This window comes from Mesorhizobium sp. WSM3866 (assembly GCF_002294795.1).
GTDB lineage: Bacteria > Pseudomonadota > Alphaproteobacteria > Rhizobiales > Rhizobiaceae > Mesorhizobium.
Genome location: NZ_NSGC01000012.1, coordinates 77,443 through 90,410 on the forward strand (window position 1 = coordinate 77,443; position 12,968 = coordinate 90,410).

Consider the following 12,968-nt stretch of genomic DNA (forward strand, 5'->3'; position numbering starts at 1 on the left):
AGGACAGCATGCATACCGGCCTTGTCCACACGCTCGATTTCGACCGCGAAGGCAAAACGCTCGGCTATCTCAGCATTCCGTTCTCGGTCGACCGCTCACCCTATTTCCAGGTCAAGGTACCGATCTGCACCATTCGCAACGGGAAGGGTCCCTCACTGCTGCTGATGGCTGGCAACCACGGCGACGAGTATGAGGGCGAGCTGTCGCTGGCCAAGCTGATCCGCCGGCTCGATCCGGCCGCAATCAGCGGTCGCATCACAATCCTGCCGATGGCGAATGCGCCGGCGGTTATGGCCGCCAAGCGCTGCTCGCCGCTGGACGGCGGCAACCTCAACCGCGCGTTCCCGGGCGATCCGTCGGGCACGCCGACCAGTCGGCTCGCCCATTTCCTGGAAACGGAACTGTTTCCCCGTCACGATGTCGTCTTCGACATCCATTCGGGCGGCACCTCGATGGAGCATCTGCCGACGGCGCTGGTCGAGCGCAATGCCGATGCCGAGCGCCATCGGCGGGGTGTCGAGCTAATGCGCGCGCTCGGGATGCCGTTCGGCTTCGTCGCAGACAACGGCCAGGCCTCGCCGACCTCGATGGGTGCCGCGCGCCGGGCGGGCGCCATCGGCGTCAGCGGCGAATTCGGCGGCGGCGGAACCGCTACCGTCAATTCGATGACGCTTACCGCTCGCGCGCTCGATCGCCTGATGGTCGAGCTGGGCGTGGTCGCGGCGCCGGTGCTCACATCGGACGCAGAGCCGGCGAAGCCGACGCGGTTGCTTTCGCTGTCGAGGCACAGCCAGGGCATCTACTCGACGCGGCGCGGCTGGTTCGAGCCTGCGGTCCGCCTCGGCGACAGCGTCAGTGCTGGCCAGCTGGCGGGATGGTATCACGATCTCGAACGGCTGGAGCTTGCCGAGGAGGCGATGCGTTTCTCCGAAAGCGGCATTGTGCTGTCGCGCCGGCTGCACACCATGTGCGAGGCGGGCGACTGCCTGATGCAAGTGGCCGAGCCGGTCGAAGGCTGACGCCGGCCCGGAAGGGACGAAGAACCGAGGATGAGCATGCAGCTTTCGATGTGGACCTATCCCTGGGACATTCAGGATCTCGGCCTGGAGACGGTCGAGCGCGATATTGTCCAGCGCGCCGGCCTCAACATGATCAGCCTGGCCACCTCTTATCATGCCGGTCGCTTCCTGCAGCCGCGTAGCCCGCGGCGAAAAGCCTATTTTCCAGAGGATGGCACCATCTATTTCAAGCCGTCAGCGGCGCGATGGGCCGACCTCGCCATCCAGCCCAAGGTCGCGGATGTGATCAGCGAAGGCGGCGACGTGCTTGGCCAACTCGTCCGCCGGCGGGAACAGGGCGGCCCCGGGGTCTCTTGCTGGACGGTGTGCCTGCACAACACCCGCCTCGGCATGCTTCATCCCGAGGCGGTCACTCGCAACGCCTTCGGCGATCCCAACTATTACAATCTCTGTCCCTCGCATCCCGACGCGCGCGCCTATGTCCGGGCGCTGGTTGCGGACATCTCGCACGGCTACAAACCGGATATGATCGAACTCGAAAGCCCTTCCTTCATGGGATTTGCCCATGAATACCATCACGAGAAGGACGGCGTCGGCCTGACGCCCGAGGAGGATTTCCTGCTGTCGCTGTGCTTCTGTCCGTCCTGTGTCGATCGCGCGGCTAAAGCCGGCGTCAACGCCGAACGGGCGCGAGCGCTCGTCCGGCAATGGATCGTCGCGACCTGCGAGCGCGCAGTGCCGGAGCGGCGCTTCCCCGGTTTTCCAGCGAGCGGACTCGAAGTTTTCGGGCCGTGGCCGGAGCTACACGCCTATCTGGTCTGGCGCTTCGAGCCGGTGACCAGTCTGGTCGCCGAGCTGCGCGAGGTGGCGCATCCGGTCACCAAGGTCCTCATCATCGACCTCAAGGAAGGCTGGCTGGGTGGCTGCGATCTGGCGGCTGTCGGCAAGGTCTGCGACGGGGCGATCCTGTGCGCCTATGACATACAGGCCGAGGATGTCGCAAGCCTGGTGACGGACGGCCGCGCCGCGCTCGGCGCCGGCAAATTTCTCGGCACCGGCTACCGGCTTTTTTACCCGGAAATGGCGGGTCCGCAGTTGCTAGCGGCGAAGGTCAGCCCGGCGCGGAAAACTGATGTCGATGGCATCAATTTCTATAATTACGGGCTGGTGCCGGCAGCGCGGCTGGATTGGGTGAAGGCCGCGCTCTCGGCCTGAGCGCTGCCGGTCTTAAAATACCCTCACGCCAACCGGCCTTGTTGCAAAACGGTGATATCGGCAGGGGAACCTGCCAAGATCGCTTGCGTTCCTGAGTCTGTTTGCGCCTTCCGAGGCCAGGAGGCGCGTTTCGGCTCCAACGGGGGAGAATTTCGATGAGACCAGTGGTTCCGCTCGTTCTCGCCGGCTGCCTGATGACTGCCGCGAGCGCCTACGCCGACGATGCAGATTTCCTGCGCTCGTTCCAGGGCAGCTTCGCCGGCAACGGCACCTTCAAGGTGAGCGCGAATTCGCCGACGGTGAATATCTCCTGCGACTTCAAATCCGGCGCTACCTCGACCTCGCTGTCGCTCGACGGCAAATGCCGCGGGCTGATCTTGATGACGCGGGAGATCAGCGCGGATCTGAAGGCCACCGGCAGGGGCTATAGCGGCGTCTATATCGGCTCACGTACCGGGCCGGCGCAATTGAACGGCAGCCGCTCGGGCAACGCGCTCAATCTCGGCATCCGTTGGGCAAAGGAGGTCAATGGCGACCGCAAAGCGCAGTTGACCGTCGAAAAGACCGGCAGCGACAGCATGCGGCTGACGGTGACCGACACGGATCCAGAAACTGGCAAGACCATGGTGACGAGCCGGATCGACCTGCAGCGCACCTGATCAAGCCGCCCATGAATGCCAGCCGGTCTCAGTCCTCGAGCGGCTCGGGCGGGTTGGCAGCACGGCCCTTGCCGAAGGTGTAACCGGTCTCGACGGCCTTCCTGCCGAATTTGTCGCGCAGCTCGTCGATCGCGGTTTCGGCCATCGCGCGCTTGCGCGACTGGACGTCGACCAGATCCGGCGGATCGGCCTTCCCGTCGTCGGAAAGATCGCTGACGCCGATGCCGAGCAGGCGGAATTTCGTGCCGTCGGTCTCGCGACGCAACAAATCGAGCCCGGTTTGGAAGATGCGATCGGCCAGCCGTGTCGGATCGCCAAGCTGGCGGTTGCGTGTGCGCAGCTTGAAATCCTGCGTCTTCAGCTTCAGCACCACGGTGCGCCCGGCCATGCCGGATTTCTTCAGCCGCGCCGAGACTTTTTCCGACAGGCCGCGCAGCACCGGCACCAATTCTGCCAGCGAGCCGATGTCGTTGTCGAAGGTGGTTTCGGCCGACACGCTCTTGGCATCGCCGTCGGGGTCGACGCGGCGGTCGTCCTCGCCGCGCGAAAGCCGGTAGAGCCGGTCGCCCATGACACCGTAGCGCCGCATCAGTTCGCCGCGCTCCATGCGCTGCAGCTGGGCAATGGTGCGGATGCCGTCGCGCTCGAGCGTCGCGGCCAAGGCCTTGCCGACGCCCCAGATCAGCGTGACCGGCTGCCCGGCAAGAAAGCTTGGCGCTTCCGCTTCGCCGATGACCGAAAAGCCGCGCGGCTTGCGGAAGTCCGACGCGATCTTGGCGAGGAACTTGCAGTAAGAGAGACCGGCGGAAACGGTGATGCCGAGTTCCTTCTCGACGGTCTGTGCGAAGCGGGCCAGCACAAGCGCCGGCGGCATGCCATGCAGCCGCTCGGTACCGGCGAGGTCGAGAAAAGCTTCGTCGATCGACAGCGGCTCGACCAGCGGCGTCAGCGCCTGCATCAGCGCGCGCACCTCGCGGCCGACACCGACATATTTTTCCATGTTCGGCGCAATCACCACGGCCTCGGGACAGGCCTCGAGCGCCTTGAACATCGGCATCGCCGAGCGCACGCCCTGGATGCGGGCAATGTAGCAGGCAGTGGAGACGACGCCGCGCCTGCCGCCGCCGACGATGAGTGGCTTGTCCTTCAGCGCCGGATTGTCGCGCTTTTCGATGGCGGCATAGAAAGCGTCGCAGTCGATGTGAGCGATGTGCAGCCGGTAGAGTTCCGGATGACGGACAAGGCGCGGGCTGCCGCAGCGCTCGCAACGGCGCGTCTCGCTGCGCTGAGAAGCCAGGCAGTCGCGACAAAAGCCGTGTTCGGGATTGTTGACAGGAGCCGCCATCGCTGCGAACATAAAGAGAACAAACGCAATGGTACGACAGTGCAGGGCCGGCAACAAGCTTGGCCTGGGGAGAACGTATGAGCACGACCATAGTACCGCTGAGTCCTGAGCATTGGACCGATTTCGAGGATCTCTTCGGCAAGCAGGGCGCCTGTTACGGCTGCTGGTGCACGCATTTCCGGCTGACCCCGGCGGAGCGGCGGGCGAGCGACCGCGAGCGCAACAAGGATCACATCAAGGCGCGCATCGAAGCCGGCCCGCCGCCCGGGCTTCTAGCTTTCGAGGACGGCAAGGCCGTCGGCTGGATGCAGGTCGGCCCGCGCGCCGACGTGCCTGAATGGAACAATCAAGGCCGGGGCTCGGCGCCTGTCGATCCCGCGCATGCCCAAGACCCGAACGTCTGGGCGATCTCCTGCTTTTTCATTCGCGCCAAGGCGCGGGGCAGGGGCATCACTCATCGCCTTGTCGACGGCGGCATCGCCTTTGCCCGCGAAAATGGCGCCAGGCTGCTGGAAGCCTGCCCGATCGATCTGTCGCGCGATTCGCGTTCGATCGGGCTGTTCGTCGGCTCGTCGCGCGTGTTCGAGAAGGCCGGGTTCGAGAGGCTTCTGGAGCGCAAGCCCGGCAGGCCGCTGATGCGGCTGGTGCTTTAGCCGCTTGATGATTTGGCTTACAGTCATCGTCTTGCGGCTGTAATGCTTCTTTTCCACCAGAAGACGAAACGATTTGCCTTCCGAGACCGACGGAGACTGACGTGAAGCGTGTTTTGCCACTTGTTTTCATTCTTGCTTTCAGCGCGCCGGCCGTTGCGCAGACCGTCGACAGCCAGGGCGCCAAACAGCTTTCGGACAATCTGGCGCGCTATTTCGGCAAGCAGGCGTTCGAGAAGGGCGTGCTCAAGGTCTCGGTCGAAGGCGACGCCTACAAGATCGCAGTGGACGTCAAGGCCCTGGTCAGCGCCCTGCCGGAGCAGAAGCCGTTCAAGATCGACCTCGCGCCCTATGCCTTGATGGTGAAGCCGCGCAGCGATGGATTCTGGGACGTCACCTCGGATTTTTCCCACACCATGTCCTTCGAATTCAACGGACCCGAAGGCCCGCAAAGCATGCAAGTTTCGGTCAAGGACGGCAAGGGCTCCGCCGTCTACGATCCGAACCTGGCGGCGTTCACCAGCGGCGCCAGCTCGATGGCCGGCATGACGATGACGTCTCGGGAAGCCAAGCAGCAGGCGGACGTCACCGCCGGTGCTGGCACCGCGACGATTGCCGCCACCAAGTCGGCCAATGGCGGCGTCGACTTCAAGGCAACGCAAAAGGTCTCGAGCTTCGTCGAGACTATCAAGATGGACGATCCCAACAGCGGAATGAATTTTCCGGTCACCCTGAAAACGCCCGAACTTTCCGTTGATGCGAATGGCAAGGGCGTACGGACGAAGCCGTTGCTCGACCTTCTTGCCTTTGCCGTCGCCAACGAGGACGAAGCCAAGCTCAAGGCTAACCAGGCGGAGCTCAAATCGCTCCTGTTGGCCGCGCTGCCCGTCTGGGAAAGGATCGACGGCAACTACAGCTTTAAGGATTTCGAGGTGGAGAGCCCTGTCGGCAAATTCGCGGCGAAGCAGTTCAGCACCGCGTTCGCGATGGACGGAATCTCACCGAACGGCAGAGTCGATTACTCGATCAAGGCCTCCGGCCTGACGATCCCGCAGCAAGCGCTGCCCGCCTGGAGCGTCGCGTTGCTGCCGACGGATATCGACCTCAACTTCGGTGGCGCCAATATTGATCTCGATACCATGGCAAGGAAGACGATCGAAGCCTTTGATCTCAATAAGAATCCGTCGCTGCCGGATGCATTCGGCAAGGCTTTGGTCGAGGATTTCAAGGCCAAGAAGCCCAAGATCGTGTTCGGGCACTCGACAGTGAAGAATGGCGGTATCGAAGTCGCCATGGAAGGCGAGGTGTATTTCCCGGATAGCAAGAAAGCCGATGGGAGCGTGACCATCGACGTCGCCGGCTACGACAGGATCGTCGATGCCCTGAAGGAAGCGGCAAAGAGCGATGAGCAAATGGTGCAGGCCTTCCCGTTCGCGCTTGCCGTCAAGGGTTTTGGCAAGACACTGCCTGACGGTCGCCTGGAGTGGGTGATCAACACCAAGGCCGATGGGTCCATCGTCGTCAACGGCGCCATGCTGAAGGGCCCGGATAAAGTCCAGGACGACAGCGCGGGGCAGGACGACAATTCGAGCGGCGATGACGGCGCGAACGGAACGGACAATTCAACCGGCGGGGCCGATTCGGACGGCGGCGACAATGGCGGGGCTGGAGCGAAGCTGCAGCCCTGAGCGCCTGAATTATAGCCCGAGCGCGCCCGCAATCCTCGGCGCCGCCTCGCGCCAGTTATCGACCGAGATGATGTCGTCCGGCGTCGGCGGCAGGAAAGCGCGCAGCGAATTGTCGGCCATCAGGTGGAAGAGGTGCGCGTCGACGACAGAGCTGCGCGCCGACAGCAGGTTGGAGGGCTGATCGTCGACGAAGGCGACGGGCCGGCCCTTGGCGCCGCGCAGCTTGGCGATGGCTGGGCCCTTTGCCATTTCCGTGGTCAGCAGCGGGTAGTTCAGGCCCAGCACGTCGAGATGCGCCCGGCGCACGGCGCGGTGCTTGTGCGGCATCGCGGTCAGGAGCACGATCTCGGCGCGCTGTCCGAGCGACGCCAGCGCCTCCGCGGCGCCGTCGGTGATGCTTTGCCAATCGGCCTGGGCATCGAAGAAATCGTCGAGAAGCGCCGTCACTTCCGCCTGCTCGATCAGCCGGCCGGACGCCATCTCGGCGATGTTGCCGGTGAGCCGGAAGGAGGCGAGAGTCAGCCCGAAGCCGCGCGACTTCAGGTAGCGCGGGAAGGGCCGGATGAATTCGAGCACGACATCATCGACATCGAGCACCAGCAGCGGCCGGTCGTCGGCCGCCAACTCCTCGATCTGGCGCGCGGTCTCGGGATCGTCGCTCATGTCGAGCGCTCATGATCGTCGTTGCCGAGCGGCAGCTCCCGCAAAGCCTTGCCGACGGCAGCCGGTGGCGTGCCCGTTTCCTCGGCAAAGCGCAAAAGCGTCGGCTCGTGGGCGAGGATGAACTGCAGCACGCCGGCAAGGAAGCCCGGCTCCGCGGCAGCGTGGCGGATCGAGCGCGCCTCGATGCCGGTTATCGCCAGGAAGCGAGGCAACAGCTCCGGATCGCCGGCGACGAAGCCAAGCGCCTTGACGGCAAGGGTTTCCGCCTCCTCACGCATTGACGCTGCGTCTGCCATCATTACCTTTTGCCGATGTGCATGTTGAGTCTTTCTTCCGCAGTAATGGCAAGCGTCGCTTGCGGCAAGTCTCAGCCGCTTCAGCCCTGCAGCCGCAAGTGGAATCGGTGTGCTTTTCCAACGGCAGGTTTGCGTTTCGTCAATCATATTGACGTACGGTACAGGCGGGTTGGGTGCGATCCGGCAAGGACGCATGACGGCGGTCTTCGGCTCAGGGGACCGTCGGGACGGGAAATTGATGGCTAAGAAGGTCATGATCGTCGAGGACAATGAGCTCAACATGAAGCTCTTTCGGGACCTCATCGAAGCCAGCGGTTACGAAACGGTCCGCACGCGCAACGGCCTGGAGGCGCTGGATCTCGCGCGCCAGCACCGGCCGGACCTGATCCTGATGGACATCCAACTGCCCGAGGTTTCTGGCCTGGAAGTGACCAAGTGGCTGAAGGAAGACGACGAATTGCACTCGATCCCGGTCATCGCCGTCACCGCCTTCGCGATGAAGGGCGACGAGGAGCGCATCCGGCAGGGCGGTTGTGAGGCCTATATTTCCAAGCCGATCTCGGTGCCGCGCTTCATCGAAACGATCAAATCCTATCTGGGCGATGCCTGAGCCGGAGCCTTTGAGATGACTGCGCGGATCCTCGTCGTCGATGACATCCCCGCCAATGTGCGGCTGCTGGAGGTGCGGCTGCTGGCCGAATATTTCGAGGTGCTGACGGCCGGCAACGGCCCGGATGCGATCGAGACCTGCGAAAACGGCAAAGTCGATGTCGTGCTGCTCGACGTGATGATGCCGGGCATGGACGGCTTCGAGGTCTGTAAGCGGCTGAAGAGCGACCCGGCGACCTCGCATATTCCGGTGGTCATGATCACCGCGCTCGACCAGGTATCCGACCGGGTGCGCGGCCTTGAGGCGGGCGCCGACGATTTCCTCACCAAGCCGGTCAATGATCTGCAACTGATGACGCGGGTGAAGAGCCTGGTCAGGCTGAAGTCGCTGACCGACGAATTGCGGCTGCGCGCCTCGACCACGCGCAACATCGGCATCGAAGAGCTGCTCAGCCGCAATTTCGCGACGGAAGACACCAAGCCCAAGGTGCTTCTGGTGGACGAGCGCAAGTCGTCTATCGAGCGTATCCAGAAGATGCTTCGCGGCAGCGCCGATCTCGACGTCGCCACCGATCCGAATGCCGGATTCTTCCAGGCCGCCGAGACCGCCTATGAATGCGTGCTGATCTCGACGGCTTTCGCCGATTTCGATGCGCTCCGGCTTTGCTCGCAACTGCGCTCGCTCGACCGCACCCGCTTCCTGCCGATCATGCTCTTGGCCGATGAGGGCGAGGAGGGCCGCATCATCCGCGGCCTCGAACTCGGCATCAACGACTATCTGACGCGGCCGATCGATCAGCACGAGCTGACGGCCCGGCTGCGCACGCAGGTGCGGCGCAAGCGCTATAACGATCAGCTGCGCGCCAGCGTCACCCAGACCATCGAGATGGCGGTGACCGACGCGCTGACCGGCCTGCACAACCGCCGCTACCTGGATAGCCATCTTGAGACGCTGTTCGACCGCGCCGTGGCGCGGCGGCGGCCGCTCTCGGTGATGATCACCGACCTCGACCGTTTCAAATCCATCAATGACGCCCATGGCCATGACGGCGGCGACGACGTTCTGCGTGAATTCGCCAGGCGGCTGCGCAAGAACGTGCGCGGCATCGATCTCGCCTGCCGCTTCGGCGGCGAGGAGTTCGTCGTGGTCATGCCGGATACCGACGGGCCAATCGCCGAGAAGGTGGCCGAGCGTATCCGCGCCGAGATCGCGCAGGCGCCCTTCGCAATCGGAAGCAGTGGCAAGACGATCGAGGTGACGGTCAGCGTCGGCGTGTCATCGGTGCTGAGGGGAGCCGATACGGTCGCGGGGTTGATGAAGCGAGCCGACCTTGCGCTCTACGAGGCCAAGAGCGGCGGCCGCAACCGGGTTGTCGCCAAGGCCGCCTAATCCATGCCACCCAATGGTGCGCAGCAGTTTTGCCGCATCGACATGGACAAGACCAGAAGACTTAAGCGCGTTGCCTGAAATCGTTGCGCCGTGAAGCGGTTACGCACGGAAGCCCCCAATTCCGCGTCAACCCGATAGGGTTAGGAATTTACCTTAATCCAAGCGATTCGGGAGCCGTGGTTAAGAAATGGTTGATTTTCATACGTTCTTGCGCAAATCTGCTTGGCATAGACCGAAGACGAAGCCGGCACGAGGGTAGACTGCCCGGCTCGATCCAAAAAAATACCCCATGATGCTCAGGTCCGCCGCATCTCCTGGGTCCGTGGGGTCGGCCGGCCGGCGCTGGCACATAGTGGCCTCCTCGTACCGCTGCCAACCGCCGACCGGCCCCCTTTTTCTCATGATGATTCAGCGTCAGGCAGCCGCGGGCTTTCTTGCTCGAGCATCCGCCCGCTGAAAACAAAAACGCCGCCCCAAGGGGCGGCGTTTCGGCATTTCAGGATAAACCAGATTACTTGATCTTGGTTTCCTTGAACTCGACGTGCTTCTTAGCGATCGGGTCGTACTTACGGAACGACAGCTTGTCCGTCTTGGTGCGGCTGTTCTTGCTGGTCACGTAGAAGAAACCGGTGTCGGCGGTCGACAGAAGCTTGATCTTGATGTTTGCGGCTTTGGCCATGATGATCGTCCGTTAATGTTCGTGGAGTTTTGGCCGCTGGAGCACGGGGAAAACACCCGGACGCGGGAAACTTGGCGCGACACATAAAGAAGACGCCCGGAAAGTCAAGCCCAAGCCCCTTCTTGCCCCGTTTTGACGCGGCGGAACTCGCCGCGTCAGGCGTTCTCCCTGACCTGCAGATCGGGCTTCTTCCAGTCACCGGTCGTGTTCCACCAGCGGTTCGGATTGGTATGGTCGTCGAGTCCCTTGGAACGGCTGGTCAGCAGCGGCTGAATGCGGATCACAGGCTCCTGGTAGGAATGGGCCTGGAATATCGCTTCGGCGACACGGGCGGCGAGCGCCTGATCGTCGGGCAGTTCGAACGACACCTCGACCGTGCCCGGCCGCCTGCGCAACTCGATCTCGGCGCCCGCGGCAGCGCCTTCGAGCGTCCGGTAGCGCTCTATTCCTTGCGCCGACTGGTAGGCATTGCCGTCATACTTGCCCATGCGCAGCGGCGTGATCGCCACCACCGCCTCCATGATGCGCTCGACATCGGCCGCCGGCGCCTGGAAGGTGACGAGCAGAAGCAGTTCCATCCTGAGGGACTTGGTTTCAAAGCCGCTGTCGATCATCGCTATATCCTCGCTCTTCCTGGATCGGAGCGAGGGTATAGCAGGGGGCCTGCTGACACGGTGATGTCAGCATGCCCCGGTGCCGGGCGACATTTTCACTAGAGGATCTTTCGCACCAGCCTGACGAGGACTAGGAGCATGTACGCGGCAAAGAACAGCGCCAGCGACCAGCCGAAGCCCGAAGGGCCGAAGGCGTCCATGCCGATGCCGATCGCCTGCGGACCGATCACCATGCCGACGCCGTAGCAGAGCACGAAGGCGGCGTTGGCGGAGGCGAGCTCATGGCCGGAAAGCTGAGAACCCAGATGCGCAAGGCCGATCGTGTACATGGCCGCGACCACACCGCCCCAGACGAACAGAAGCGCCGCCATCAGGTGCCAGTCCTTGGCGAAGAAAGGCATGAACACGGTTCCGATGAGGCCGACCGTGGCGCAGGCCAGAAGCAGGTAGCGGCGGTCCGAGACTCGGTCGCTGATCATCCCGATCGGTATCTGCAGCAGCACGTTGCCGAGCCCGATCATGGTCAGCAACAGCGCGGCGTCGGCCTCGGAGTAGCCGACGCGGCTGCCATAGACCGGGAACAGCGAAAAGCCGCCGGTCTCGACGGCGCCGAACACCAGCACGGCGAAGGTTGCTGTGGGCACCATCCAGATATAGCGCAGGAAATGGCTGGTTTCGCCGTCGGCGACGATCGCCGGGCTCTCGTTACGAGCCGCCAGCACCGGGATGGCAGCAAGCGTCACCAGCGCAATGGTGACGCCGAACGGCAGGAATCCACCGGAGCCGACATGGGCGAACAGCCACGGCCCGGCGGCGAAGCCCAGAGAAAGCACCGTGGCGTAGATGCCAAGCACAAGGCCGCGACGATGCGGGGGCGCCGAGGTGCTGATCCAGAATTCCGACAGAATGAAGAGCACTGTCAGCGAAATGTGCAGCGCGACGCGGAGCGGAAACCACATCCAGAAGGCCGGCGCGAAATGAAAGCCGACAAAAGCGAGCGCGCCAACGGCGATCATCAAAAGCATGGTCTGGGCGACGCCGAGGCGCATGGCCAGCGGCGTGGCGAGCGGCGCGCCGGCGATCGAGGCGAGCCCGGCGACCGCCGTGTTGAGGCCGATCATCGAGGCCGAGTGGCCGCGCGATTCGAGGATGACGCTGAGCAGCGGCATGCCGAGGCCGATGGCAATGCCGACCACGCTGATCGAGGAGATCGCCGCAGTCATCGGCAGCCAGTGTACGCGTTCGTCGCCCTGTTGCTGGGTATCGACCGTCATCGATGGGGATGCTCTGCTTCTAAAGGACTTCGCGAACGAAGCGGTTTCGGATGAGGCGGAAGAACGGCACTGCGCCGCCCGGACGTAGCAACGGATCGTGGGCGAGCCGCCTTTCCAGTTCTTCCAGGATCATGCGGGTGATGTCGGGTGTGTCGGCCTTGCGGGCGTCGCCAAGCGGCAGCCAGACGAGCTCCTCCAACTCGTTGGTTGGACCACCGTCGGGCAATTCGACGGCGACATCCTCACGCCAGGCGCTGAAGAAGCGGGTATCGAAGCGGCGCACGCGGTTGGGCGGCGTTATGGCGCGGGCAATGAAGCGCAGGGCGTCCAGCGACGGTGCGACGCTGTGTTCGACGAAACCCTGCCAATCGCGCTTGGCGGTCGCGAACGGGCCTTTACGACCGATCAGCAGGCCGGCTTCCTCGTAAGTCTCACGAATTGCCGACATGGCGATGGCGCGCGCCCGTGCGGCACTCGCGCGGCCGGGGCCGCTCACAAGCCTCGCCTCTTCCTCAGGATGCAGCGGGGCAGCCACCGGAACGCGGCTGTCGGCGGGATCGGTGCGGCCCCCGGGGAAGACGAATTTTCCCGGCATGAAGGCGTGGCCGGCATGGCGCCGGCCCATCAGCACCAGAACGTCGCTGGTTCTCCTGTCGAGCAGGATCAAGGTTGCGGCATCGCGCGGGCGAAGCGCCCGACCGCCGTGCACGGCCAAGCCTTTATCGAGCTTGTCGACATCCGCCTTGGTCATTCCTTCCATGCGCTCGACCTAGCGGAAACTTCTCGAACGCGAAAGTGGCTTACGTGTTCGGGCCTTTGCACCAGCCCGGACCAAACGTCGCTGCCGGAGCAATTCCAGGAAAAAAC

Annotated in this window: 14 protein-coding genes; 7 read left to right on the forward strand and 7 right to left on the reverse strand. The window is 63.6% G+C overall.

Going from position 1 to position 12,968, the window contains the following annotated elements; all coding sequences use genetic code 11:
* Positions 1–8: 8 nt before the first annotated feature.
* From CK222_RS24570 to CK222_RS24580, 3 genes are all read left to right on the forward strand, one after another.
* The gene (locus CK222_RS24570) at positions 9–1,019 is read left to right on the forward strand and encodes a succinylglutamate desuccinylase/aspartoacylase family protein (RefSeq protein WP_095802198.1); all 1,011 of its coding nucleotides are present in this window, start codon (positions 9–11) and stop codon (positions 1,017–1,019) included.
* 36 nt (positions 1,020–1,055) lie between these two features.
* Positions 1,056–2,234, forward strand: a complete 1,179-nt coding sequence (locus CK222_RS24575) for a hypothetical protein (protein WP_095802259.1) — start codon at positions 1,056–1,058, stop codon at positions 2,232–2,234.
* Between the two features lie 155 nt (positions 2,235–2,389).
* Positions 2,390–2,893: a hypothetical protein gene (locus tag CK222_RS24580; RefSeq protein ID WP_095802199.1), complete on the forward strand. Its 504-nt coding sequence runs from the start codon at positions 2,390–2,392 to the stop codon at positions 2,891–2,893.
* A 28-nt stretch (positions 2,894–2,921) separates the two neighbouring features.
* Here CK222_RS24580 and CK222_RS24585 read toward each other — a convergent pair whose 3' ends face one another.
* Positions 2,922–4,250 carry a DNA polymerase IV gene (locus CK222_RS24585; protein ID WP_095802200.1) on the reverse strand — a complete coding sequence of 443 codons (1,329 nt, stop codon included), beginning with the start codon at positions 4,248–4,250 and terminating at the stop codon, positions 2,922–2,924.
* A gap of 65 nt (positions 4,251–4,315) precedes the next feature.
* Here CK222_RS24585 and CK222_RS24590 point away from each other — a divergent pair, with 65 nt between their 5' ends.
* Both CK222_RS24590 and CK222_RS24595 read left to right on the forward strand, forming a co-directional pair.
* Positions 4,316–4,891 carry a GNAT family N-acetyltransferase gene (locus CK222_RS24590; protein ID WP_095802201.1) on the forward strand — a complete coding sequence of 192 codons (576 nt, stop codon included), beginning with the start codon at positions 4,316–4,318 and terminating at the stop codon, positions 4,889–4,891.
* Positions 4,892–4,992: 101 nt separating this feature from the next.
* On the forward strand, positions 4,993–6,576 hold the full coding sequence (locus CK222_RS24595) for a hypothetical protein (RefSeq protein ID WP_095802202.1): 1,584 nt from the start codon (positions 4,993–4,995) through the stop codon (positions 6,574–6,576).
* Positions 6,577–6,585: 9 nt separating this feature from the next.
* Here the strand turns inward: CK222_RS24595 and CK222_RS24600 are convergent, their stop codons facing one another.
* Positions 6,586–7,239: a hypothetical protein gene (locus tag CK222_RS24600; RefSeq protein WP_095802203.1), complete on the reverse strand. Its 654-nt coding sequence runs from the start codon at positions 7,237–7,239 to the stop codon at positions 6,586–6,588.
* Entirely contained in the window at positions 7,236–7,535 is a 300-nt protein-coding gene (locus tag CK222_RS24605; RefSeq protein WP_095802260.1) for a DUF3572 domain-containing protein, read from the reverse strand. Before CK222_RS24605 ends, CK222_RS24600 begins: the two co-directional genes overlap by 4 nt.
* Before the next feature lie 238 nt (positions 7,536–7,773).
* Between CK222_RS24605 and CK222_RS24610 the strand changes: the two genes are divergently transcribed.
* Both CK222_RS24610 and CK222_RS24615 read left to right on the forward strand, forming a co-directional pair.
* A complete protein-coding gene (locus tag CK222_RS24610; protein ID WP_027166515.1) occupies positions 7,774–8,145 on the forward strand; it encodes a response regulator in 372 nt (123 codons plus the stop codon).
* A 15-nt stretch (positions 8,146–8,160) separates the two neighbouring features.
* Positions 8,161–9,534: a PleD family two-component system response regulator gene (locus CK222_RS24615; protein WP_095802204.1), complete on the forward strand. Its 1,374-nt coding sequence runs from the start codon at positions 8,161–8,163 to the stop codon at positions 9,532–9,534.
* 511 nt (positions 9,535–10,045) lie between these two features.
* Here the strand turns inward: CK222_RS24615 and rpmG are convergent.
* The 4 genes from rpmG to CK222_RS24640 all read right to left on the reverse strand — a co-directional run bounded on the left by rpmG (position 10,046) and on the right by CK222_RS24640 (position 12,861).
* Positions 10,046–10,213, reverse strand: coding sequence for a 50S ribosomal protein L33 (gene rpmG, locus CK222_RS24625; protein WP_040995604.1), 168 nt, complete (start codon positions 10,211–10,213; stop codon positions 10,046–10,048).
* Positions 10,214–10,368: 155 nt separating this feature from the next.
* Complete coding sequence (locus CK222_RS24630) at positions 10,369–10,827, reverse strand: hypothetical protein (protein WP_095802205.1); 459 nt, start codon at positions 10,825–10,827, stop codon at positions 10,369–10,371.
* Positions 10,828–10,925: 98 nt separating this feature from the next.
* Positions 10,926–12,101 (reverse strand): MFS transporter, encoded by a 1,176-nt coding sequence (locus CK222_RS24635; protein ID WP_095802206.1) that lies wholly within the window; start codon positions 12,099–12,101, stop codon positions 10,926–10,928.
* 19 nt (positions 12,102–12,120) lie between these two features.
* On the reverse strand, positions 12,121–12,861 hold the full coding sequence (locus tag CK222_RS24640) for an NUDIX domain-containing protein (RefSeq protein ID WP_095802207.1): 741 nt from the start codon (positions 12,859–12,861) through the stop codon (positions 12,121–12,123).
* Positions 12,862–12,968: the final 107 nt, after the last annotated feature.